A 667-nucleotide genomic window follows, 5' to 3' on the forward strand; every position below is an offset into this window, starting at 1 on the left:
CGCGAAAACTACGCACCGCAACTGGAAGCGCCGAATTTAGAAGACGTTCAAAGGTTATTGAGTCAACTCGAATCGACCAATGTCGTAGATGAGTTAGACATAGACGACATTTTGGAACAGAACACCATCGACATTGCGATTCACGCAAAGTCGATACAACCAGACGTTGAAGTAGCTCTTGAGTCACCAATAGAAGTGGTTGAAGAAATTCAAGAATGGGTGATAGAAGAGCCTGTTTCTGAAGTAATTCAAACTGAGGTAGCTCAAGTCGAAGCGGTAGAAGTTGTTCCTGAGATAGAACAAGACATCGCGATAGAACAGCAAACCGAAACGCAACTGGAAACCGAGGCGAGCCCTGCGATCCCCAATACGTGGGAAGGCACGCAAAGAAGTGAAGATTTTCAAGTGCTTTACTTTGATGTCAACGAAGTGACATTTGCCGTACCGCTCGATGAATTGGGTGGCATTCATCGCATTACCGAGCTCAACCACCTTATTGGTCGACCAGCCTGGTACTTAGGTTTACAGACGAACCGCGAACAGCAGTTTGATGTTGTCGACACTGCAAAGTGGGTGATGGCAGACAAACTCCGTGGGGATGGATACAAAGATAACTACCAATACGTTGTCATGCTTGGTGAAAGCATGTGGGGTTTGGCCAGTAACC

Annotated in this window: 1 protein-coding gene; it reads left to right on the forward strand. The window is 46.6% G+C overall.

All coding sequences use genetic code 11. The annotated features are described in order from the left end of the window. Positions 1-667: chemotaxis protein CheW (locus R8O10_RS25485; RefSeq protein WP_318191993.1), on the forward strand; the 667-nt coding region annotated here is incomplete at both ends.

This window comes from Vibrio sp. 1727 (assembly GCF_033344415.1).
Lineage (GTDB): Bacteria > Pseudomonadota > Gammaproteobacteria > Enterobacterales > Vibrionaceae > Vibrio > Vibrio alginolyticus.